This window comes from Bacteroidota bacterium (genome assembly GCA_016713925.1).
In the GTDB taxonomy this organism is placed as follows: domain Bacteria; phylum Bacteroidota; class Bacteroidia; order AKYH767-A; family OLB10; genus JAJTFW01.
On sequence record JADJOH010000008.1, the window covers coordinates 214472 to 238884 of the forward strand.

Annotated in this window: 16 protein-coding genes and 2 pseudogenes; 5 read left to right on the forward strand and 13 right to left on the reverse strand. The window is 43.5% G+C overall.

All coding sequences use genetic code 11. The features are described from left to right. Nucleotides 1–147: 147 nt before the first annotated feature. The 8 genes and pseudogenes from IPJ86_15350 to IPJ86_15385 form a co-directional block, all read right to left on the reverse strand. Nucleotides 148–3424, reverse strand: a pseudogene (locus IPJ86_15350) (glycosyl hydrolase). Between the two features lie 248 nt (nt 3425–3672). Beyond that, nucleotides 3673–4308 (reverse strand): carbonic anhydrase, encoded by a 636-nt coding sequence (locus IPJ86_15355; GenBank protein MBK7888599.1) that lies wholly within the window; start codon nt 4306–4308, stop codon nt 3673–3675. A gap of 11 nt (nt 4309–4319) precedes the next feature. Continuing rightward, a pseudogene (locus tag IPJ86_15360) lies at nt 4320–5341 on the reverse strand (multidrug transporter). Between the two features lie 77 nt (nt 5342–5418). Continuing rightward, nucleotides 5419–5820, reverse strand: a complete 402-nt coding sequence (locus IPJ86_15365) for a hypothetical protein (GenBank protein MBK7888600.1) — start codon at nt 5818–5820, stop codon at nt 5419–5421. Between the two features lie 36 nt (nt 5821–5856). Continuing rightward, a complete protein-coding gene (locus IPJ86_15370; protein ID MBK7888601.1) occupies nt 5857–6453 on the reverse strand; it encodes a TlpA family protein disulfide reductase in 597 nt (198 codons plus the stop codon). A 99-nt stretch (nt 6454–6552) separates the two neighbouring features. Then, complete coding sequence (locus IPJ86_15375) at nt 6553–8283, reverse strand: M4 family metallopeptidase (GenBank protein ID MBK7888602.1); 1731 nt, start codon at nt 8281–8283, stop codon at nt 6553–6555. Between the two features lie 5 nt (nt 8284–8288). Continuing rightward, nucleotides 8289–8837, reverse strand: a complete 549-nt coding sequence (locus IPJ86_15380) for a hypothetical protein (GenBank protein MBK7888603.1) — start codon at nt 8835–8837, stop codon at nt 8289–8291. Between the two features lie 20 nt (nt 8838–8857). Next, nucleotides 8858–10459 carry a hypothetical protein gene (locus IPJ86_15385; GenBank protein ID MBK7888604.1) on the reverse strand — a complete coding sequence of 534 codons (1602 nt, stop codon included), beginning with the start codon at nt 10457–10459 and terminating at the stop codon, nt 8858–8860. A 132-nt stretch (nt 10460–10591) separates the two neighbouring features. Here IPJ86_15385 and IPJ86_15390 point away from each other — a divergent pair, with 132 nt between their 5' ends. Further along, nucleotides 10592–12553 (forward strand): histidine kinase, encoded by a 1962-nt coding sequence (locus IPJ86_15390; protein MBK7888605.1) that lies wholly within the window; start codon nt 10592–10594, stop codon nt 12551–12553. Then, nucleotides 12550–13302, forward strand: coding sequence for a response regulator transcription factor (locus IPJ86_15395; protein MBK7888606.1), 753 nt, complete (start codon nt 12550–12552; stop codon nt 13300–13302). The genes IPJ86_15390 and IPJ86_15395 overlap by 4 nt, the downstream gene beginning before the upstream one ends. 18 nt (nt 13303–13320) lie before the next feature. On the opposite strand, the gene IPJ86_15400 is transcribed toward IPJ86_15395, so the two are convergent. Beyond that, nucleotides 13321–14538: a TCR/Tet family MFS transporter gene (locus IPJ86_15400; GenBank protein ID MBK7888607.1), complete on the reverse strand. Its 1218-nt coding sequence runs from the start codon at nt 14536–14538 to the stop codon at nt 13321–13323. 124 nt (nt 14539–14662) lie between these two features. On the opposite strand from IPJ86_15400, the gene IPJ86_15405 reads away from it, so the two are divergent. Both IPJ86_15405 and IPJ86_15410 read left to right on the forward strand, forming a co-directional pair. Next, nucleotides 14663–16360, forward strand: a complete 1698-nt coding sequence (locus tag IPJ86_15405; GenBank protein ID MBK7888608.1) for a hypothetical protein — start codon at nt 14663–14665, stop codon at nt 16358–16360. Nucleotides 16361–16387: 27 nt separating this feature from the next. Then, nucleotides 16388–18169 (forward strand): T9SS type A sorting domain-containing protein, encoded by a 1782-nt coding sequence (locus IPJ86_15410; GenBank protein MBK7888609.1) that lies wholly within the window; start codon nt 16388–16390, stop codon nt 18167–18169. 84 nt (nt 18170–18253) lie between these two features. On the opposite strand, the gene IPJ86_15415 is transcribed toward IPJ86_15410, so the two are convergent. The 4 genes from IPJ86_15415 to IPJ86_15430 form a co-directional block, all read right to left on the reverse strand. Then, the gene (locus tag IPJ86_15415; protein ID MBK7888610.1) at nt 18254–18895 is read right to left on the reverse strand and encodes a DUF1579 domain-containing protein; all 642 of its coding nucleotides are present in this window, start codon (nt 18893–18895) and stop codon (nt 18254–18256) included. Nucleotides 18896–18982: 87 nt separating this feature from the next. Beyond that, a complete protein-coding gene (locus IPJ86_15420; GenBank protein ID MBK7888611.1) occupies nt 18983–19327 on the reverse strand; it encodes an MmcQ/YjbR family DNA-binding protein in 345 nt (114 codons plus the stop codon). Between the two features lie 19 nt (nt 19328–19346). After that, complete coding sequence (locus IPJ86_15425) at nt 19347–20174, reverse strand: cytochrome c (GenBank protein MBK7888612.1); 828 nt, start codon at nt 20172–20174, stop codon at nt 19347–19349. 254 nt (nt 20175–20428) lie between these two features. Further along, the gene (locus tag IPJ86_15430; GenBank protein MBK7888613.1) at nt 20429–21691 is read right to left on the reverse strand and encodes a DEAD/DEAH box helicase; all 1263 of its coding nucleotides are present in this window, start codon (nt 21689–21691) and stop codon (nt 20429–20431) included. A 432-nt stretch (nt 21692–22123) separates the two neighbouring features. On the opposite strand from IPJ86_15430, the gene IPJ86_15435 reads away from it, so the two are divergent. Further along, nucleotides 22124–24319 (forward strand): T9SS type A sorting domain-containing protein, encoded by a 2196-nt coding sequence (locus IPJ86_15435; GenBank protein MBK7888614.1) that lies wholly within the window; start codon nt 22124–22126, stop codon nt 24317–24319. Nucleotides 24320–24413: the final 94 nt, after the last annotated feature.

The following is a 24413-nucleotide window of genomic DNA, read 5'->3' on the forward strand; positions in this document are numbered from 1 at the left end:
AAATCAAAGTTTTGTTCTTTCTGACAGGAAGTTAAACCCTTCACCTTTAAATTTTCTTAAATCCGGTTCAGAAGCCAGTTGGTATAAAAAAAATCTCATCCACCCGCGAAGGAGTGAATGAGATTTTCCCAATTGTTCTTGTCTGAATTATTCCAGATTCCTTCCCGGTGTCCAGGGTGCCTTTAGAGCGTCCAATTGCTTTTCAATAGCAGTTATGTCAGCAGCAATGGATTTCAATTCAGCAATGGCACTTTGCAGTTGTTTGGCTGCAATATCAAACGATTTCATATACGTACCGGTAGGGGCCGTAGTGGTACTCCACATTCCCGATTCAATATTACCTATACGATCATTAATAGATGGTACAGTTTCGAATTCTCTTTTTGCCAAAGCACCATCACCGAAGAGTTTTACGGAAACATTGTTGATCTTTTCCTGAGCTCTCTGTACACTTTCTGTCAGGGAGGAAGGAGCAGCAGGTGTTTCAAGTAGCGCAGGTCGGATGTACTTGAGTTTATGGTGCAGCTCGTTTCTGAATTCAGAGGCAGCGCCTGCATTTCTGCGCAATTCGTTTACTTTTTTGCAGAAGTCATCGTATGCTTTTTATCCGTTGCGGTAAGTGTATTGAGGTTGAGCGAACGGAGTGTGAAGGGTTGTGCCGGGACCATTTCGGTAATGACACCATCTTCAAATTTCTGAATGGATACGGTGTAGTTGCCGGGCAAGGCCAATGGTCCGGGAGAAAGCTGATCCCATGGATTATTCGGGTCGGGAGTATAGAAGGTGATGGGTCGTAAAGGGGAATAACGGAGGTCCCAGGTGAGTCGCTTCAGTCCTTTTTTCCCCGCAGTTTTAATATTTCGTACAGGCTTACCGTTAGCATCGGCGATAGTGAAGAGAAGATAGGGTTCCGGTTGGTTGTCTTCCATACGGATGCTGTCCGCTGACGGATAATAAACAGGATCTCCTTTTTTGATTTTTTCCTTCTCTTTTTCCTGTCGCTTTTCCTTGATGGTTTTAATGTCTTCCTTCAGATAATAGGTGAATACCGCACCGATTTTAGGATTGGGTGTAGCGAAGAAACTCTCTCCGAGAAATCCCTTAAGCGGAAATCCATGCTCCTGATATTCGATAAACTGAAGTCCTTCTTTAACAGGAAAAAGTACAGCCGGACGGTTTACATCATCAGCTTTCAAATGACGAAGGGGAGTATAATCATCTAAAATATAAAACCCGCGTCCGAAGGTAGCCAGTACCAGATCATTTTCACGTTCCTGAATGGCAAGATCTCTTACTGCAACGGTAGGCAATCCTCCTTTTAACCGTATCCATTTCGCTCCACCATCAATACTGAAATAAACGCCAAACTCGGTACCGGTGAACAACAAATTTTTATTGACATGATCCTCGCCGATGCAATAGGTGCTTCCACGTTGCGGTAAGTTCGCAGTAATGGAAGTCCAGCTTAAACCGCCGTCGTTGCTTTTGTAAATATAAGGTTTGAAATCGCCATAACGGTGATGGTTGAACGTGGCGTAGAAAACATTTTTATCATGGCGGGAAGGAATGATTTGATTGACATACGTCCGCTCAGGAACGCCGGGAAAGGAGTTCGTTTTGGTCCATGTTTTTCCACCATCTTTAGTGACCTGAATGAGACCATCATCCGTACCTACTACGAGATGGTTTTCATCGAAAGGAGACTCGGCAATACTAACCAACTGTCCGTAGAAATCCGTAGATTGATTTTTCGCTACCGCATCCATGCTCCATACTTTACCCATAACAGGGATCTTATTGCGATCGATTTGAGCAGAAAGATCTCCGCTGATTGCTGTCCAGTTTTCACCGCGGTCATCGCTGCGAAAGAGTTTGTTGGCACCGAAATAAAGTCGGGTATTGCTGAATTTGGAAATAATCAGGGGTGCATCCCAGTTCCAGCGCAGGGCAGGTTCATTGTCTCCTTCGATGGGTTTGATGTCGAGGTTCTCTCCGCTTTTTTTATCGTAGCGCACGAGTCCACCGTATTGCCATAAGGAATAAACGATATTGGGATCTTTCGGGTCTACCACCGTCTCAAAGCCATCTCCACCCACGGTGAAATACCAGTCCATGTTATGAATACCATTGGCGCTCTTGGTACGTGAAGGCCCGCCAAGGGTATTGTTATCTTGCGTACCTCCATAAACGTTATAAAAGGGCTCTGCATTGTCAACAGCAACCTTATAAAATTGGGTGACCGGAAGATTGGCTTTGAATTCCCAGTTGGCCGCTCCGTCAAATGTTTCATAGAGTCCGCCATCACAACCGCTCAGCATATGATTGGTGTTGGAAGGATTCACCCACAGTGCGTGATTGTCGACATGTTTATACCGCTCTCCAATGGCTTTAAATGTCTTTCCTCCATCTACAGAAACATTGATCCAGAAATCCATATAGTAGAGTTTGTTTTCCTCTTTAGGATCAGCAAAAATTTCCTGATAATAATTTCCGGAGGTACTGACATCGCTTCTTTTTTCCCAACTTGCACCGCGATCTACCGAACGATAGGTGCCACCTTTTTTATCGGAAGCCTCAATCATACAATACAAAATGTCGGGATTAACCGGTGATATGGCCATGCCGATACGTCCCATATCAACTCCGGTAGTCCTTTGTGAATTTTATTCCAGGTGGCACCGGCATCGGTACTTTTGTAAATGGCAGATTCCGGTCCACCGCTGATGTATGTAAATACCTGCCTGCGTCGCTGATGAGCAGTCGCGTAAAGAATATTGCTGTTACGCGGATCCATATGCACTTCATTGCAGCCGGTGTTTTCGCTTACGTTGAGTACTGCAGTCCATGTCTTGCCTCCGTCGGTTGTTTTATAGATGCCCCGGTCACCGCCTGCACTCCAGAGCGGACCATAAGCAGCTACATAAACGATGTCAGAATTTTTTGGGTCTATAACGATCATCCCTATGTGCTCGGAATTCTTCAAGCCCATGTTCTTCCAGGTCTTCCCTCCATCTTCCGATTTATAAACACCATCTCCATAAGCTACACTGCGCTGGTTATTGTTTTCTCCGGTACCTACCCATACCACATTGGTGTTGTTAGGGTCAATGGTAACACATCCGATAGAATACGATCCTTCTTTTTCAAAAACAGGTTCGTAGGTAATACCCGCATTCACGGTTTTCCAAACTCCACCCGATGCAGCAGCTACATAATATTCGCTGGTGTTTTTTGGATTGACGGCAATATCTGCAATACGCCCTGAGGTAATCGCAGGACCAATAGAACGGAAGGTGAGTCCGGCAAAGGTGGTATCCGAAAAGAGATTTGGAGCAGAGGTACTTGTTTCAGCCTTTTTCTTTTGTGCGAAGGCGGATAGGGTGATGGTAAGCAGGCAAGCCAACAGGAGGTAATGTCGTTTCATAGTTTATTCTTAAGGTTGGTAAAGATGTATAAAAATACTTTTTAAAAATGGGAGGAAAAGAATCAAAACGACATTCGGTTGAAATTCATCGACAAAAGACGTCAAAAGAGCTATTTGCAATTGCAAAATTTGAAAAGAAGAGAGTTGTAAAAGGAAAGTTGATATTTAGTCAGGAAGGAATTAAAAAATTGAAGAAAGTCGAATACCGGCTGAAACGGTTTGCTGCGAGCAATATCCAAGACGAACTTCTAGCCCAAAGGCCGCAGGTCATAAATATTCCTGATAGATGAGAACTCCTCTTCCATCTTCAACTCCAGATCTTTGATTTTTCCGGTATGTACATCAAACACCCATCCCCATATTTGTGGATAGCCGGTTTTGTACCAGGAGCGTTGTACGTGATATATCTTAATGATATTGATGCATTGCTCCCGGACATTGAGTTCTACAAGACGATCAAACCGCTTTTGTACATCGGTAATGGCATCCAGTTCGCGTTGATGCAGCCGGTACACATCACGCAACGTTTGCAACCAGCTATTCAACTGTCCCATATCACTGGGATTTAATGCAGCCTTAACGCCACCGCATTCATAATGTCCACAGATGATGATATGTTTTACCTTTAAATGTTCAACAGCATACTGCACGACGGCATTTATATTATTATCCGTACTCACTACAAGATTGGCAATATTGCGATGAATAAAAACTTCGCCGGGTTCTACGCCCATCAGGTCTTCGGCAGTAACACGGCTATCAGAGCAACCGATATATAAGTATTCCGGATGTTGCCCTTGTGCCAGTTTGCTGAAATAGTCGGGGTCTATACGTAATTTATCAGCCACCCATTTTTCATTGTTCTTAAAGATCTTTTCAAACATGTTTGTTTCGCTTAAAGTAATATATTGTTTACGGGTTTCAAGGGTTGGGGAATATCAGGCATTTGAAACATCTCTTTTAAATCGATTTCAATGCTTCTGCTGATGGCTGTAATCGGTACATCGTTCGCGCTGCCTTCAAAAGGACTTTCCGTTGATTCCCCTATTTTCTCCATGGTGGTAAATATCCACGTTGATAATGCACTGAAAGGAATAGAAAGCCAGATCAGATCTTCACCCATGGAATCAAATTCTTTCAGCATGCCCAGTGGGACGAGCGCTACAAAGATGCGAATGAAGTATAAATTCAAAGTGGCAAATTGCCGGGGGTAGGGAAAATTTTTAATGCGTTCAGAAACGCCTTGCTGGTTATAAAATTCTACCAATAGCTTTTGCAATTCCATGTGTCGGAAATCTTCAATGAGTCCGCGGTCAAGCAATTCACGCAGGTGATCGGATTGTTTAGCTATCAACTGTGCTGCACGATTGGACGTCGTCATCACTTCTTCTATTTCTTCGTTGCTTAGGTAGTGTTGCAATTCTTCCTTCAGCACTTTATTATGTTCTTCCACGATGAACCACTGATCTTTGTACTCCTGATTGTGTTTTTTGTAAAAGCTTCCCATACCCGAGCCTCTCTCAGTTGGAAACGCAACGCTGTGAGCCATGCAAAATGATAGTTCATCAACCTGAATTTTAAAAGTTGAATTTCTTTTTCAGAGATTGCATCTTTCGCATGTTTATTCGTCACAAAATCTTTCACCATTATTCCCCAGCTCCTGCTGCCGTTGGTAATCGCGCCCCAGGCTTTTCGGGCTTCCCACATGCGATCATAGGAGGCGTTATTTTTAAAACCTACCACAAAAGCTACGGCAGTACCCAGCAATGCAATCGGCAACCAGGGAATAGAAAGCCATTTCCAATCCAACAATTCATATAAAACGACCGGAATGGCAGATATCAATAGTAGACCAAAGATGTCCCTTCGGGTCCAGTATAAAACCTCCTTTAACGAGAAGTTCTTTCCGCTATGCATAGTACTCTTTTTTTTGCGAATGTAGAAAATATGAATTACAAACCATATAGTGTACGGGTTAACATTTTTGTAAATCTTTACTGCTTACAATTCCTTTTAAAATGAGTACCGGCCATCATCAGCCATACACCCGAACCCAGACAGAAAAAATGGAGGAAATTAAAATCTCTGACCATAATGATTTGAATGGCAATCCAGCCGGTTAAAAGAAATCCTTGTAAAATGACGAACTGAGGATAATATTTAAACTTGAAGAGCATGGCTAACAAAGCCAAAATATTCATTACACCATTTACCCAAAAAAGGACGAGACCCGGAATCCAATAGTCGTTGAAAGGGGAGTAGCGCAGATATTCAATGGTAAGACCAATACCTGCCCCGGAAGGATCAGTCATAAAACTATAACCTGCGGGAAGAGCACTGAGTCCAATGATGGCCAGCACAAGAATCGTGAGTACATTCCACCACTTGTTTTTCATGATCGGATCATTTTTTGAAACACGCTATCGGTATCCTCATTTCAAATATCCATCCACCATCTTCACCATCTCCTGAAACGTCTCTTCTGCATTTTCTCTCATCGGGAATCCTTCTGTCGTCATCAGGATTTCTCCTCTTCCATTGATGATAAAGGAAGTGGGATACGCATTCACGCCAAACAATCGGGAAAGTGTAAAGCAACGGGATGCATTGCCGGAAGTGCTTTCATCGGTACATTCAGGTAGAATATCGTAGTGGATTTTTTCCGTTCGGTATCGGCTGATAATTTCTGTATTGGAACTATCTCCCGGATCAAATACTGCCAGTTGAGCCGGCGGATGTGACCCGATGGCGAGCAATTGAACCGGCTTCCCTGCATAATGTTTTTGAAGTCTGTTTAGAACAGGTATTTCTCTCATACAAGGCGCGCAACCGATATAAAAGAAAGAAATCAAGGTGAGTTTATCTTTGAAATAAAGACTATCTACGGGTTTATTGTCCAGCGTTTTTCCGGTGAAGGAGGGAATTTTAAAAACCGATTGAGCTGTAACTGTATTTATGCCGGTACACCAAATGAATAGATACAAGATGAGCGACAATACTAATTTTATTTTCAAGGGATCAGCACGCATACTTTCGGTAGTTTCTAAGTTGGTGTAAATATCTGAAAAATAAAAAACCCGACAAGAAAATTTCCTGCCGGGTTCCATTATTTAAAAAATCGGATTGTTTTATTTCATTTTTATCACTTTATTTCGGGCAAGTCGTCCGGTAACATGACTTACTTCCAGAAAGTAAACACCATCTTGCAGGAGCGATAACTCAAGGAGTTTCGAGTTCTGACCTGTGCTGATGGCTATATTTTCTTCTTTATAGACAATTCTTCCGTTAAGGTCGAATACGGTAATCGTAGCATCGTCCAGGGAAGCGTCGCTTTCGAAATCCAGGCGTAACATTTCCTTAAACGGATTGGGAGATGCAGTTATCTTTAATACCTCAGTCGTTTCTTTCACTTTTTCAATGGAGGATGGCATAACAGCCGGTGGAGGAAGAGTTCGCAAGGCAGTGTGCAAGGTGATGGAGCAGGGATTGATGTCCGCTAAAAAAGCAGTTCCACTGGCTGCGGTGAATCCCACATTTAACGTAACATCTACACCTGCAAGGAACCGTGCTTCGAAGAGGCTCCCGGATGTGGAAACAATTTCTACAGTTCCTGTTGTAATTACACTTTCAATGGCCTGATTGGTAGCATCAGCCACCAGCGCCACGATCGTGCCCATAACTAATTGTGTATTGAAAGGACTCTGCGCTCCTACACCCACGGCATACCATGCATTGCCGGTCTGAATAGCCTGACTGGAGCATGAGCCATAAATATCGCTTGCGGCCTCCAGCCATGCATCGCGTCCGTCGATATAATCTGCCGTTCCCCAAAGATATTGGTGAGCGAGAAAGGCGATTTCTTTGGCATCCGCAATACCTATGGCCGACACGTTGTAGTAGTCTCCATTGCTGTTGTAACCGCTTCCGCCTTCACACATCAGGTAGAAGCAGTGGTTCTGCACACCGCTATTCGTATGTACACCACCGTTATCATTTGATCCGGAGTACCAGTTGGTACCAAGATAGGTATCGGGATCGCCGAAGCTGATGGGATCGGCCATATTCCGTATGGATCCGGTGCTTTTATCGTTTCCGACTTTCCAGGCAACGCCTGCGGGTTGAGTGCCTTCTGTATAGACTTCCACCACTTCACCAAAGATATCTGCGAAGGACTCATCCATCGCACCCGACTCATCCTGATAATCAAGATCGGCTGTATAATCATCCACTCCATGCGTAAACTCGTGACCCACGATATCCAGTGTTGTGTAGGAATCAGTAGCGTCAGTTCCTGAAGTCCCATATCCAAAATCAAAATCTTCATTGAAAGAATCGTAACTGGCATTGTTACCTGTAGGATTTCCATTGTCGTCGGTGAATTCATATTTAATTCTGCAGTCGAGTGATCCACCGGCATCGTCATAACTGTTCCAGCTAAAATAGGAAAGGAAGAAATTATACGTTTTTCTCATTCCAAAATTTAACTGCATACCATCGCCTGCTCCGCCGGTATTTACCGGCCATGTATTGGAACTGCTGCTGTTACATATCGGCGTTTCGGTGCCGCCAAAATTATCATCGATGATTTCTATCAGCACACCGCAATCATCCGTCAATTCCCAATATTGAGAGTTGTTGCAAGTGTTTCGCTGCGACGTGTAGATCGTTTGCACACCGTTAAAGGGAGTAGTAACATTGGTGGGTCCACAGCTATGCGTAAGCGGTAGTTTGTTGATGATACTGGCATCCTCTGCATCTACAAAGACCGTATACGATGTGGATCTCGTCATCGGCACATCAAATTTCCAGCAAAGACGATAGTCTTCTGCACTATAACCCGAACGTTCTCTTTTATACATAAACATTAATTCACCGTGAGGCGAGGGTCGGCCGCCGGATCCTTCTTTGATTTTCTGTAGCGTTCAACATAGCGAATGTCGGTCCAGCCATAATCAGTTGCCGGGAGATGGGCCAGCGCTGAAGCCAGTGCTTTATCTTCTCCAATGGACGGGATGATGTTTTTATGGAGATCATGTACCAGGCGTCCGTTTGCTTTTACTACGATTCCATCTTTCAGGTAGAGATTGGCCACCGCACCATGCACTTTTATATTCTTGTAATATTGCTGGTATTTGTACTGTTGCATACCGGTAAGGTGCATCTCCATACTTCTGTCGAACCGCATTTCATCATCCGCATTTAAAGCAAAGGCTTGCTTGTGCTGATGAAACAATGCTTCCGGAGTAAGTTGCAGGTTGTCTTTAAAATAAATCCAGCCTGTAGCAGGATTGGTTTTTGTAATGGCAGCAAGTTCCGCACGGGGTCCCTTGCTCAGTTGAGCGCTGGTGATATGTGTTGACAGCAATACTATTCCGAATAGTAAGAGGGCTGCGCTATAATTTTTGTTTTTCATGGAGTTACGTTTTAAAAGGATTAATTCTTTTTTAACGCATCCAGTTCTGCTTTCAATGCTTTGTTACTGTCATTTAACTGAATGATATAGAGTGTAAGTTCTTCCACTTTTTCCAATAATTTTTGCTGCATTTCACCAACATGGTAGCTGCCTTCTTCTTCTATTTGAGAAGCGGAAGGGAGTCCGGGAAGATGATGGTTTTCTTCAACATTTTTCGCCAGCTCATCAATACTCATCAAGTTGTAGTTATCGCTGAACACATAATCCGGCCAGGAGTTTTCGAGACGAACGCGCAACTCTTCGCACATGACCTTACCTGCTACAGAGAGCATATATCCGCTTGCGGGAGAGTTGGTGCCAATCATTACATCACCATCTTCGTTGATACGGAGCGCATCCCCGGCATTTGTTCTGAAGATCAGATCGCCTGTGGTGTTTCCTGATGCGGTACCAATCTTCAAATCTGCAGTTGTAGACTGTATAAAACTCACTGCAACATTGCTGTTATTGTAAAATTGAAGGAAAGCGTCCGCCCCTCTTAATCCGATTGCTTCTGCATTGGTATGAATTTGCAATTTTGCAGTCGGACTTGCAGTACCTAATCCAAAGTTTCCATTATTCATCATCGACATTCTCACCACATTGTTGGCATAGAAGTACATGTTACCACTCGTATTGTTTGCACTTAAACCCAGATTCAGATTTCCCTGATCGCATTGCATAAATGCCTTTGCTACGTTGGAGTTATGAAAGGTCATGGAGGGAGCTGTAGCATTGAGGCGCAGTAGTTCACCGGTACCACTAAGATGAAGTTTCACCCCCGGAGACTGGGTGCCGATTCCCATATTACCGGAAGAGTTTACCAGCACCTTAGTAGTACTGTTTACTGATATACGGAAGGGACTTGTTCCTGATCCGGTATTTATATGTAACATGCTACTTGGATCCTCAATACCCACACCTAAACGGTCGGAGTAATAGCCACGTCCGTTGAAATAGGCTGCCCAATCTCCCGCTCCGCTTGCATTTCCATACACCCCAATATTTTTATAGCTGCCCATCGCAGATCCATATACACCGATATTCCTGTCCGTTAGAGCAGCGACACCACTGCTTATTCCTGTTGCCATACCATATACACCATAGTGAATATTTCCTGCATTGGTGTTTTTATTCCAACCCATGACACCTGCACCAACACTGCTATCATCTTCTTTTACACCGAGGACACCGACATACTTTAAACCCGTCGGAAAAGTGCCGATGCCTAATGTCGCATTGCAAAATGCACCTAAGTATCCATTGGCAGCGAGTGTACCGGTGGAGTTGGAGAAACGGCCGGTCACTGACCCATAGATCAGGTTCTGACTGGTGGCCAGAGGCAATTGATCGGCTACGAGTAGACGATATTTCGTATCAATACTCGTATTAATACCCAACTTACCGGTAGCGCCTACAGTTAATCTTGTACTGTTATTGGTTTTTATGCGTAGATCAAGATTGTCGCTGGTACCCAGATATTGGGAGGCGGTTGTTCCTGCATTCCCCGAGAGGGACCAGGACTGTGCATTTACAGCGTTCGACGCCAGTATTAATGCAGTGAATAGAAGTAGGTTTTTCATAGCTGTTTAAATTATTGTTCAAACTTATCCCTTTGGCCCGGCGATTTCACCTAACTTTTAGGGAACGGTATTTTGTTTGAGGAAACGGTCGGGTATTGCTATTTTTTGTAATTTGGGGAACTGCACAGCGTTATGAAAATCCGATTCCAATTGCTTGTTTTCTTCCTCAATCTGTTCAGTTTATCCTTTTCTCTTGCCGGCGAAGTGTTGCAGGAAAGACCTCAGGCAGCGCAGGAATCGCGTTGGAGCAAGGCATTGCTGGAGGCAAAAATGGATATCTATAAAAATGCCTGTGATGACGCCCTAAAGATTTTTCTTGAGCTCAATGCTCTTCCCTATCCTTCAAATGAGGAACGCAGTATCTTGATTCAAGTATTCAAAAGCGATTTGCTCTACTGTGCAAAAAATGCTGATTCCGCGCGCACTGTTTTTAATGCCATTCAAAAATATCAGGGCAAGAACAGGCTGGTAAACTATGAATACTTAATGCTGCAAAGTAAATTTCTGTTTGATGAGTTTAAAATCAAGGAAGCGAATCAACTGCTTCAGAAAGCTTTTAATCTGGCTCATGAAATGAAGGATGCTGTTCGGAAAAGTCTTTGCGCCAACATGATTGCAAGAAATCTTACTGCACTTGATTTTTACGAGGATAGCTACAATTATCGAAAAATAGCATTGAAATTTGCGGACGGAGACTCGCTGATGCGCTCTGTTGCTTATTCCGGCATTGCGAATTATCATTATGTGCATACACATCAATATGATTCGGCGATTCACTATTACAAGATAGCCAGAAAATTTTCACCCGGAAATAATAAAGTTTTAGAAACAACCGTGTTACTCAATTCGGCGGCCGCATTGCTGGAGTTGGGAAAATGGAAAGAGGCTGAGCAACAAGTTCGGGAAATAGAGAGTAGTCTCCCGTACCTCACTCCATTGATTATCGGAAATTATTACAATACACTTGGGTTTATTCTTATCTCTACAGGGCGAAATGGAGAAGCGATCGAAATTTATAAAAAGGGTCTTGCCTACAATGAAGAACATAAGGATTTGGATTTGCAGGTACAGTTGCTAGGATTTATCAGTGATGCCTATGCTGCATCGGGTAATTATAAAGACGCCTATCACTATCATTTTCGCTTAGAGCAAGCGAAAGATAGTCTGCGAAAACTTCAGACGGATGAACTGCTGATTGAGAAAGACAAGGAATTTCAAACGTCCATTAAGGAAGAGGAAAACGCACGTTTGACAGCCGAAAATGATCTGCAATTGCTCACCTTAAAAGCGAAGAACCGGCAGCTGATAGGCGGATCTGTATTGATCGCATTATTGTTTGTCTTGTTAGCGATGGTTTTGAATAATTACCGAAACAAGCAACGGCATATCAAAGCACTTGATGCACTTAACGGGCAATTAACGGAACAGCGCGATGAGATTCTGCGCATCAATCAACTGTTGCAATTGAAAGTGTTGCGTACACAGATGAATCCGCACTTCATCTATAATTGCCTGAACTCCATTTTACATCTTGTTCAGCAGGGAGAAAAAGAAAAGGCGGCCGATTATCTCCTTCGGTTTGCAAAGTTATTGAGACAAGTGCTGGATTTTTCGGACCGACAGTTTATAGAATTGGAAGAAGAAATCCAGTTCCTTAACCTGTATCTATCTCTTGAAAAAATGCGACTTGGCGATAATTTTAATTATTCGGTTACATGTGATATGGATACGGCTGAAGAAGAAATTTCAATACCTTCACTGGTCATTCAACCCTTCGTAGAAAATGCCGTTTGGCATGGATTATCTACTAAGGAAAATGATAAAAGAATTGCTATTCGTTTTTCTATGGTTGAAAATCATCATCAAATGCATTGTATTATTGATGACAATGGAATAGGCAGAGCGATGGCAGCACAAAAGAAAGAGAATACCTCTAAGCATGTTTCAAAAGGAATGGCTATTACCGAGGAAAGGTTGCAATTGTTACGGTATAAACTCGAGGATCATCAGACAATTCGTATTATTGATAAAATTCCGGAAGAAAATAGTAGTGGTACCATTGTAGAACTGACATTACCTGTGGCGCAATTATGATTAGAGCATTGATATTGGATGATGAAAAGGCATCACTGACCCAACTGCGTGAAAGCATTGAGCGGTATATTCCCGATATTACTCAGATATGGGCTACCTCTGATCCTGCTGAAGCGATGATGCTGATCAATGAACAACATCCGCAATTACTTTTTCTCGATATCGAGATGCCACAAATGAATGGGTTTGAATTTTTGGAAAAGATAAAGGAACGAAATTTTGCCGTTATTTTTACCACAGCATTCAGTCAGTACGCGATCAAAGCTTTACGTTTTAGTGCACTGGATTATCTCTTGAAGCCGGTTCAGGAGGATGAGCTAAAGAAGGCCGTAGAACGATTCCGTGAACAGCCCGTTGCATTGGAACAAATGCAAAAGTTGTATGAACAATTATTTGAAAATGTAAAAAGTGGTCATGAAACCGGTTTCAAATTATCATTGCAAACCGGGAACCGTATTTATTTTATTGCACCGGACGAGATCACCTGGTGCAAAGGTGATAATAACTATACCTTGGTGTATACAAAGGATGGCAGAGAGTTTACCATGAGTAAAACGTTGAAGGATGTTGACGAGATGTTGCAACCTTTCGGCTTTCTTCGGTCTCATAAATCATCGCTGGTAAATGCAAAGGAAGTGACTGCTCTTGACAATGAAGAACTGGTTTTAAAAAGTGGAGTACGCATTCCTGTTTCAAGACGAAGAATGGAGGATGTAAAATCTTTTTTGAGCGGAAAAGGTAAAGAATGAAAAAGAATTCATGGTGTTTCATTTCGAAAATCTTCCTGACAAACTACGCCAGGCCATAAATCCGCTGAGTGTAACCAGTAGTGACCCTGCCAGAAAGGCAGCACCGGGAAAATAAACGGGAGCATTTTCCCCTGTAAAGAAAGCGAAGAGGTTCGTCATCAGGAGTGGTCCGATGATAGAAGTGATGCTGATGAGACTTGTCAATGCCCCCTGCAGTTCTCCCTGCTCATTAGCCGGCACCTGATTGGAGATGATCCCTTGCAAAGAGGGTCCTGCAATTCCACCGAGGCAATAAGGAATTAAGAAGGCGAACATCATCCAGCCCTTTGTACTGAATGCAAATAAGGCGAGCCCGATGGCATATAACATCATTCCCACATATACGGAGCGGCTGGGTCCTAGTTTTGGATTGATGACGCGAACAAGTCCTCCCTGCACAATGGCGACACAAAGGCCGGCCATCCCCAGCGAATATCCTACCATGGCTTCGTTCCATTTGAAACGTTCCATTGTAAAGTAAGACCATGTGCTTTGTACTGCATGCGCTGCGATATAAACAAATACCAATGATGCTACTAAGCCAAGCACTACAGGGTAGCGTCCAAGATTTTTCAGCGATCCTATCGGGTTGGCCCTTTTCCAATCGAAAGCACGACGATTTTCAACCGGTAAGGATTCTGGCAGAATGAAATAACCATAGAGCCAGTTGAGAAAGGTGAGTCCTGCCGCAGCGAGGAAGGGAACCCGTGAACCAAATTGTCCTAATATTCCTCCCAGCACGGGACCGATAATAAATCCTATACCGAAAGCCATTCCAACGATTCCGAAATTTTGTGCACGCTTTTCCGGAGTGCTGATGTCAGCAATATAAGCAGTAGCTGTAGTGATACTGGCACCGAAAACACCGGCCAGCAAACGACCAAGAAACAGCCATGTGATAGTGGGTGCAAAGGCAAGAAAAAGATAATCGAGTCCAAAGCCAAAGAGAGATAAAAGCAATACGGGCCTTCTCCCATAGCGATCACTCAACCCACCAATGACGGGAGAGAAAAGAAATTGCATGATGGCATAGGAAAACATGAGCCATCCGCCATATGTAGAAGCTTCACTGATGGTACAGGATGTTAATTCCTGGATGAGCTTTGGTGTAACCGGAATAATGATACCCAATCCGATAATATCAATCAACAGCGTAATAAAAATAAAGGAGAGGGCGGGTGTTTTTGAACGGATCATTTTCTGTGAGGTCAAAATTATCATAAATATCTATCAATGAGTTAGGAATATTCACCGCATTTGGGGGTTGCACATGATTTATACGTTTTGTAGTTTGCGCCCCTAATCATTTAATCAACCTACTATGAAAAAGCTATTAATAGTGATGATGACAGGAGGTCTTATGACGCTTTCCGTCAAAACGAATGCGCAAAGCTGGTCGCTAACAGGTAATGCCGGAACGAATTCCGCGACCGATTATATCGGAACAAGCGACAGTAAACCTTTAAAAATTAAAACCAATAATCAGGTCAGGATGCTGCTCAAGACCAATGGATACGTCGGTATTGGTACACAGACACCTTCAACCAGGCTTCATGTGAATGGGGTAATTACTGCTACCGGTGGTACATCATCTGATTGGAACACTGCTTTCGGTTGGGGTGATCATGCGCTGGCAGGATATCTAACTTCATTTACTGAGTTGGATCCAAAGGTAGGCGCTAATGTGACCAATTTTGTTTCCAAATGGGATGGGTCGGCATTAGTAGGAAGTAATATTTTTAATTCAGGAAATAATTTTGGCTTGAATACTTCTACCATGATAGGATCAGCAAATTTTGTGGTGCAAAGTCCAAATGCAAGTGGTTTTGGTGGAATGTATGTGAATCAGACAGGAGCCGGTTTAAAGCCATTTTATGGATATGCTGTAAATGGGGTAGGTACTTGTTGGACTTCATTCGACCAAACAACAGGTAACTGGGGTGTTTTTAATGGAGGAGAGAGGTTGGTTGTAGATAATGCCGGTCAGGTGGGAATAGGAACATCTACTCCGGGTTATTTTCTGGATATTCAGGCCGGAACCGCATTGAGGGCATTAAATGCAGTTTCAAATGTGGTGGGAAGCACAGGACAAATTATCAACTTTGAGCGTACCAGTGCTCCTGCTTCAGCTAATGACATTGTTCAAATTAAAGTCCCTGCCGGCTCTCCAAATGATTTTCAGTTTATAGAAGCAGATAAAGGTGGATCTAATCGTTTTCAGGTGGATGGAGATGGAAGTGTGGGTGTTGGATTCAGCACATTGAGCACTGCACGTTTAAATGTGGATGGCTCCAATCCTGATAATAAAAAAATATATGGCATATATGCTTCTGCTGATAGCGCATCTTCTGTATCAGCCGCAATTTATGGTGAGCATACAAGCGCAACGAGCGATGGTCGCGGTGTTTATGGAAAGAGTTCTGGTGGTGCCGGTATTGGTTATGGGGTTTTTGGAGAATCCGGCTATATTGGTACAAGAGGCTTAGCTTCCGGTTCAACTTACACAGGCACTGCATATGGTTTATATGGTACAGCATCAGGTAGTACAGCCGGAACCCGAATTGGTGTTTACGGGTCAGCCAGTGGTGCGTCAACTGCAGAAGGCAATTGGGGCGGATATTTCCCTACAAAAGTATATACCTCTCAAATTCGCGTTGGAACTACAGGTGGCGCTACAGGATTTATTGCATGTATAGGTGGAAAGCTGATAGCAGAAGAAGTTCGTGTGGAATTGGAAGCAACATGGCCGGATTATGTTTTTGCAGACGGATATGATCTGATGCCGCTGGAGCAGTTGAAGAAAGAAATTAATCAGCATAAGCATTTGCCCGGTATTCCTTCCGCTGCTCAAATTGAAGAACAAGGTGGTGTGGATCTGGGTGCAATGCAAACCAAATTGGTGGAAAAAGTAGAAGAGCTTACACTCTACATCATTCAATTAAAAGAACAAAATGACAAGCTGCAGGATTTAAATGAAAAATTGCAAGTGCGTATGTCAGCGATTGAAAACAATAAGTAAACCGGTTAAACCCTCAATTCTTACTCTATGAAAAACAAACAACAAGTAAGGAAGATGGTGTTTAGCGGATGGATAGTGTTGCTGCTGATCTTAAACGTGTCACTCGTTTCTGCACAACAATTCATTCGTTATCTTGACCGTCCTCTGCTTACAGAAAAACAACAGCATCATGCGAATGCGCTTATACATGACGAAACAACAGCAGGGTACTGGTATATAGAAGTAGATGCTTCACTGATAAACAAGAAGAGCACCTCTTTAAACTTATCATTGCCTGATCATTCCAATCTGCTGATTGATCAGATGACCTATACCCAAAGTTTCGCTTCGATGGTTTCCGGTTCCGGAAAATTTGAACCGGGTGGTGATTTCATCGTTACCGAACACAATGGCATGATTACTTCCCGTATCGGGAATAATCAATACAGCTATATGATTTATCCGTTATCAGGTGATAAACATATTTTAATCCATCTAAACGTACAGGCTTTTCCGCACGATGAGTCTGATGAAGGTTACCAGCATATGCTGAAAGAAGGGCAGAAAGTAAAAGAGAGAGAGCACGTTGATCCCGAAACCGGTGAAGTTATTTTCGATGGTTCTCCCGAAGCAGGAAATTGTAAAGTACGTTGCCTCGTTGCCTATACGGATGATGTGGGTACTGCACTTGCAGATCCTATTGGTTTTGCGGAATCCTGCATTCAGGCCAACAACACGTCTTTCACAAACAGTGCTGTGAACTTTCAGGTGGAACTGGCCTGTGCCTTCCAAACCACCTATGCAGAAAGCGGAAATTCATTTACGGACAAAACAAATTTCCGTACTAACGGAGATGGTATTATGGATGATATATTTGACTGGCGCATTTATTATGATGCTGATCTCTGTCATTTGCTGGTGAACAGCCTTTCAAATGGTTGTGGTGAGGCTTGGGCAGTTTCTGTTTCTGTTTACGCAGATGCGTTCTGCGTTACGGATAGAACCTGTGCTGTAGGAAATTTGACTTTCCCACACGAGTATGGTCATCTGTATGGATGCCGTCATGATGTGTTTGTGGACAATACCAATACCCCTTATGCTTACGGGCATGGAAAGACAGTAACAGGAAACTATCGTACTGTAATGGCCTATTCGGATGCGTGTGGTGCTTCCGGATGTACCCGGGTGGCTTATTTCTCTAATCCTGCAATTACTTATAATGGTGTATCAACCGGAACGGCCGGATCAGCAGATAATGAAAGCGCGAGTGAAGCCTCACGTGTTGCTATCAGTGGGCTGGAGGTTTCCGGAACGAATAAGGCTTTCCCTTCCTGGACACATGATGATGGAGAGTTTGCCGATGTGTTGGCAATTAACTCAGTGATAAACAATACCACCTATGTCATGAATAGCGGCTCAGAAGTAGTTTGGAGAGCGGGTACGTTTCACACTTTGAATCCGGGTTTCTGGGCAAAGAGTGGTTCTAAATTCGTAACGGTGTTTGATAACTGTACAGTACTGGCACTGGCAGGAAATGTGGCTTCAAAGGTCAATGCTTCAGAGAATACCTTTGCATCTGTACGTGTCCAGCCCAATCCATTTAGTAGCCGCTTCGATGCTATCGTAGAAATGAAGGAAGCCGGCGCACTTAAACTGGAACTGCGCGATGCTACAGGAAAATTGGTTCAGGTAGTAGCCGAACAAAATGATGCAGAGAAAGGCAATTATCAATATTCCATTGACATGAGCGAGAATGCCGAAGGAATGTACTTCATGGTGGTGCGAATGGGAAATGAAATGAAAACGGTGAAGTTGATTAAAACAAAATAGGAAGATTTATCTAAATAGAAAAAGGCAACCTGGTTTATAGGTTGCCTTTTCTATTTTCAAAAGGAGATAAAATTTATTTTTAGCTTATTTCGTCATTCGAATTTCCATGCTTTTAAACTCTTTCCCACCGGCAGGAGTATTGTACATCTCCATAAAATGTTCGCTTTCACTTTTTACTGTATACACTTCACGAACTTTCATTAATTTTCCGGTTGTAGGATCAGTTTGCTCGCCAAAGAACTCTATACCACCCACTTTAGGATTGAAGGTCCCTGTACTGAATAACACACCGGTTCCCATATTGTCTATCCACGTAGAAACATATTTTTTTAATGCTTTATCATACCCGGTTATTCCTTGTCCATGAAAAGGCATACCGTTAAAGTCACCCTGATGAATAGACATTTGATAGCGTCCTTCTAAAATCATGCTGACCACAACAGTTGCAGTCGATTGCGTGGGCTCTGCGTCAGGTGACATCCACATTTTAATTTCTTCTTTCCAGTCTCCTTCAGCAGCAGCCAGTTGAGCATGTTCCTCACCGGGAGTCATGTATTCCATCCAGATTTTTTCTATTTCTTCCGGCGACTTGGCAGGTGCTTTTTCATTAGTAGCTGCTGCACGTGGTTTAGCCTCTGCCGGTTTTGCAGCATTTTCTTTTGTAGCCTGAGCCTGGGCTCCAACAAACCAGGAAGCAATGAATAGTGTAAGTACAATTTTTTTCATTTGATATTTTTTTGAGTATTCGAAGATACTAAAAATGAATGTATCTAATTTTGAAACAGGTGTCAATCATTTGTGCCGGATCTCTGCTCATATTTTATTCAGATGCTTTTCAGCAAGTTTCAACGGAGCTACATGACAATAGGCCGTGGTAAGTGCATCCAGAAACATTTCCTTAGGTACTTTTTTAAGATTGATTAAAGTCCAGCCATGTTTCCCCCAGGCATTGGGTACAGGATAGATGATGAGCGGATTATAGGAACAAAATACACTTTGATCAATGGCAGAAAGTTTGACACATGCACGATGATGCTCTTTGTTCAATGTGATAAAGATTTTATTTTTTACTTTGAAAGCAATTTTCTCAAAATGGGGAGTTTCTGTTGTTCCTTCAAACGATAGAGCCAGTTTACGAACCGTAGCAATGTTGATCATTTTCAAAAATACAATTAAATTATTTTACACTGACCAGCACCGGACCGGGGTCATTGGTTACAGGTGGAACGGTTTTCAAGAAACGGTAAATGGCTCTCAGGTCATCATCCGCTAATCTGCTGAAAGGTCCCCAGGGCATGGTGCTTTCATGAATCACTTTACCTTTTCGGAAGCGTTGCAAAAAATCATCTTCCGTCCAATTCGCCAGCTTGCCTGTTGTTGCATCAGAAGTAATGTTTGGAGTAACTACTTCCAATGATGCATTCACTTCACAAGGCATATGGAAACCTCCGGCATAGGGAGTGCCGATGTATTTCCCGGTTTTTAAATCACGTTCGGTATGACATCCTCTGCAATTCGCGACAGATTCCGCCAGGTATTTTCCATATTCGACCGTAGCACCTTGCGCCACATGTTTTGGAATTTCAATGGTGGGGCCGGTAGGTTCTATGACCAATGCTTTCAATACAGTGCCTAATAATTTCCATTCCGTCTCAGGCACTTTATTTTTTACAGGAAGTACTGTTTTTAAATAGCTGATGACAGCGGTGAGATCAGCATCACTCAAATGCTGGAAGGGCATAAAGTCGACGAGTGCACTTCCGGCATGTCCTACACCGTAACGAAGGGATCGGGCAATCACACTATCCGGCCAGGCGCCAATGCCTGTTTCTTTATCGGAGGTGATATTGGGAGTGTAAATTTTAGCAGGAGGGATATCGAATATATGTCCACCTGCCAATGGAACTATTTCCCCACGTTCAATAGCGTCCAACTCGGAAATGGGAGCATGGCAATGGGCACAATGCGCCGCACCATACACCAGCTCTTTTCCTCTCGCGATCACAGCAGAATCATTTACTGCACTTATTTTCGGATAGGGTGCGTCAAAGGTTCTGTCTTTTTTGCAAAGACAACAATACTTAAAATAAAAAGGAACAGTATCACTAAGAGACCTGTTCCTTTTATAATTTTCAGTGTAGTTTTCATGTGAATGGATTTAACACATGAAAAATAATTAATTTTCCATAATTACTTCCAATTTCACCAAAAAAAGCTAAACTTTTTAATTAATTGAATTACTATAAAATAGCGATTCGTTTACCAGCGCGAGCCACTACTTTTTTTACCGAATGAGGAGGATCGTGCGGGTTTTGCAGCCGGTGCAGGGGACGAAGGTCGCTTAAATCCGGGTCCGCGTTTGGGGGCATGTGCCGGATCAGGAGCTACCAATACACCATCGGGAAGGTGGGCATGTGATCGGATAATCTCCAGCTCGGCACCATACTTTTTTATGAGTTCCTTCTCTACATCTGTATCATCATAACCACGGAAACTGACAGAGACACCTGCTCTTCCTGCACGCCCTGTACGGCCAATGCGATGGACATACGTCTCGCCGTCTGCCGGCATATCGTAATTGATCACCAAATCCATTTCCTTGACATCAATTCCTCTGGAAGCAAGATCTGTAGCAACGAGGATTTTTAATTGTCCGGCTTTAAATGCTTTCAATGCTTTTTCCCGTTGACTTTGTGATTTATCTCCATGAATAGCGGAGGCAGAATGTCCTTCCTTTGTAAGTACTTTTGAAAGACGATCAGCACCACGTTTTGTACGGGTGAAGATGAGGGCCTGTTCAGCAGGTTCTTTTTCGATCACATCCAGCAATAAATCCTGACGACGATCACGGTTAACGTAGTACATCCGCTGACTGATTTTCGGAAGATTTTCTTCGTTGGTGACAATCTGCACTCTAACGGGATCGGACATGTGCTTTTCAGCCATCGCCCGGATATCGTCCGGCATCGTCGCACTGAAGAGCAGGGTCTGGCGTTCGCGGGGAAGAAGTGCGAGTATTTTGTTCAGGTCACGCGCAAAGCCCATGTCGAGCATACGATCACATTCATCCAGTACCAATGTGGTTATCGTGTTGAGTTTAATATGTCCCTGGCTGTAGAGATCAAGTAGTCGTCCCGGAGTTGCAATAACAATGGCAGGATGTTTTTTCAAGGCTTGTTCCTGTGGATTTTGTCCGACACCACCATACAACAATGCCATTCTGAAAGGAAGTGTTTTCCCATAGGCGCTGAAGTTATCGTGGATCTGTATCGCCAGTTCCCGGGTGGGTGCCAGTACCAATACACTGATACCCTTTGCAGGAGTCATTGTGCCGAGGCGGTGAAGAATAGGAAGAGCGAAGGCCGCTGTTTTACCGGTGCCTGTTTGTGCCAGTGAAAGTACATCACGGCCGCGCATTACCGCAGGAATGGTTTGTTCCTGTACGGGTGTGGGCTCGCGATAGCCCTTTTCGTGCAATGCTTCCAGAATTTGTGGGAGCAGTTGTAAGTCATTAAATGTCATTATTTTTTTAATTCCATAATCGTTTTTAGCCCATGGCAACATGCCACGACTGCGATACAGATGATCAGGCGTATGAAAACCGGTTTAATGTAAAACTGGATTCCGGATAGCCTTGATGTAATTTCTATTAAAACCGGGAGGGTTGCGTGTGACGCGTATAAGAACGCTGATCAACGATAGAAACCACGCTTTGATGGTACAAAGGTAGACTATTTGCCTTCCTAAACCAAGAGATTATTTTATCAAACGGTTTTGTAAGCGAAAAGTTACACCAGTATTCAGGTTCTCAATCACTGTATTTTGTTCTGCATACTGTTGATAAATAGCATCTTAAGAAAATGTAAATAGCGCTTTACACAACCGGTCGCCGTTGCTTTTTCTGAAACAAACCAAGCGGGTTTACGTATCTATGACGTAATAAAAAAGCCAGTAATGTCATACCGTTCAAAGAGGAGAAATTTACGTCAGGTTCAGAAGCAAAGTATTTCCATGAGGAAAGTGGTCTTGGCTTTTAGTTTTGCAGCGATTGCCGGTGCTACATTTTTTATCATTAATAATCTGGGCACTTCCGAATCCGCTTTAGCCAATCCCGGGAAGGATGGAACAAAAACGATTACCGCTTTAAATACAATAGTAAACGAATACACTACTCTTTCCTCCAATGTATCTGCAGGAGGTACCAGTTTGACTGTGGCATCATCTACATTGAATGCTAACAGTCGTTTTGCAGGTTCGCTCGCAGCGGGTGACCTGGTGCTTATCATTCAAATGCAGGGAGCTTCCATTTCCACATCTGATAATTCATCCTATGGTAGTGTTTCCAATTACAATAATTGCGGTCGTTATGAATTTGCAAAAGTAAGTGCACGACCTAATTCAACTACCATTACATTGGCCAATGGATTGAGGTATGGGTATACTTCTTCCGGCAAAGTGCAGGTGATTCGTGTTCCGCGTTACAGTGACTTGACCATTAACAATGGAGCCAGTATTACTTGTCCCGACTGGAATGGATCAACCGGTGGAATCGTAGCAGTAGAGTCTGCCAATAACATTGCTTTGAATGGTAGTGTCAATGTTAATGGAAAAGGTTTCAGAGGCGGATCAATAGAACAAAATTCAAATTTACCCGGCAATGCTTCCAAACGTCGTTCTTCCGATTCAAATGAAGGTGCCGAAAAGGGAGAAAGCATTGCAGGTCTTGCATCCGCTCTTAGCAGTGGTGCATATTGTAGAAATGCACCGGCTAACGGTGGCGGAGGTGGGAACGCTCATAACTGCGCCGGTGGTGGTGGAGCGAATGCAGGAAGTCCGGCAGCATGGAATGGAAATGGAAATCCGGATAATTCAGTAGCCAACTGGACAACAGCATGGAATCTTGAATCGGCAGGCTTTGCCAACAATACATCTACAGGTGGCGGAAGAGGAGGATATTCGTATTCTTCGAATGATGGAAACGAACTTACCAGGGGACCCGGTCATTCTGATTGGGGTGGCGACAACCGTTTAAATGGCGGTGGCTTTGGAGGACGTCCTTTGGATTATAGTGGAGGAAGAATATTTATGGGCGGCGGAGGTGGTGCCGGAGATTCCAACAATGGAACAGGCACTCCCGGAGCTGATGGTGGAGGAATTGTTTTTCTCCTTGTTAAAAACAATGTGAGTGGAACAGGATCCATACTCTCCAATGGAGATGCAGCACTGACGACAACAGGTCCCCAGGGGCGCGATGGAGCAGGCGGCGGCGGTGGTGGTGGTGCGGTGTTGATTTACAACCATACAGGTGCAACAAGTAGCATCAGCATTGAAGCGAAAGGAGGTGTTGGCGGTAGTCAGAATCTTACTACAGATGCTGAAGCAGAAGGTGCAGGCGGTGGCGGTGGCGGAGGTTATGTGGCCATTACAAATCTTCCGGCCATCAGTATTAGTGTTGCCGGTGGAGCGAACGGAACGTCTAATTCTTCTTCAGTAACCAACTTCACTCCAAATGGTGCAACGAAAGGTGGTCCCGGTGAAACGGCGACACTGCTCAGCACATTTAATCCCTACAGTGCGGGAAGTAGTCCACTGCCAGTAGTACTTACTTCATTTTCGTTAACGCCGGAAGAGAATGTAGTAAGAGTAAAGTGGACCACCTCCTCCGAAATCAATAACGACTTCTTTAAAGTGGAACGCAGTTGGGATGCATATTCTTTTGAAGAGATTGGCAGAGTGAGTGGAGCAGGGAATAGTTCTGTCGCCCGCTCTTATACCTTCACCGATGATGAACCTTTCAACGGCACAAGCTATTATCGCCTCATACAAATTGACTATGACGGACAATCAGAAACTTTTGCTCCGCAGTCCGTCACCCGTACAACAGTTTTAACAGAGTTGAAAATAAACACTATCGGTCCCAATCCTTTTATTGATGAGTTGAGTATTCTCATGGAATTTCCGGAGTCCACCACTTTGCGGGCGGAATTGTTTACACAAGATGGAAAGAAAGTATGGGAAACCATGCAGGAAGTGAGTCAGGGCCGGCAATCTTTCACGTTAACACCGGATGTCACTAACAGTGGCGTCTATCTGTTACGCCTTACCGACAGCAAGGACAATACTGTAGTGACGAGGTTGGTGAAGAAGTAGATTTCTACTGGATGAAAATCAATAGCACAGGAAGAAATGGGTTTTAGGAAACTGCAGGTTAAACGTTGAGAAACTCGAGTTTTTTATGGAGATC